Annotated in this window: 1 protein-coding gene; it reads right to left on the minus strand. The window is 34.2% G+C overall.

Features of this window, described 5'->3' with window-relative positions:
• The coding region (locus HF885_RS10250) for a nicotinate-nucleotide--dimethylbenzimidazole phosphoribosyltransferase (protein WP_206109917.1) at positions 1 to 541 on the minus strand (541 nt) is incomplete at both ends.

Raw genomic sequence — 541 nt, forward strand, 5'->3', positions numbered from 1 at the left:
CCTTTGGCAATTTTAGCATTAATTAAATTCGCATTTGTAGGGAAATCATAATTTACACCAGCATCTACGATAGAAAGTTCAATTTTATTTTGTTTACAAAAAACATTTATTGCTGCACCGCCTTCTAGGAAATTACCAACCATTTGTCGGGTTACATCTTGCGGATAAGCACTCACGCCATGATTGGCAATACCGTGGTCTGCTGCAAAAACAACAATATTTGGTTTTATAATCTCAGGTTCCAGAGTTTGAAAAACTGTTCCTATTTGGAATGCCAGCTTTTCTAAAATACCTAAAGCTCCAATAGGTTTAGTTTTTGAATCGATTTTATGCTGTAGCGCTTCTTTAAAAGAGCTTTTAACTTCGACTTTAGGTTTATTATCAAAATCTAATTTCGGAATAAGACTCTCATTTATAGTTTTGATTTCGGTACAATCAAAAGTTTCCGATTTTTGTTTCCACTTTAATTGCTGCAACATGGGTTGATTATCGTAGTTTGTCGCAGGTTTACCAATACAGAAATAACCAAGCGGTTCTATAT

Origin of the sequence: Parafannyhessea umbonata, from assembly GCF_012844235.1 — a bacterium.
In the GTDB taxonomy this organism is placed as follows: Bacteria; Actinomycetota; Coriobacteriia; order Coriobacteriales; family Atopobiaceae; genus Parafannyhessea.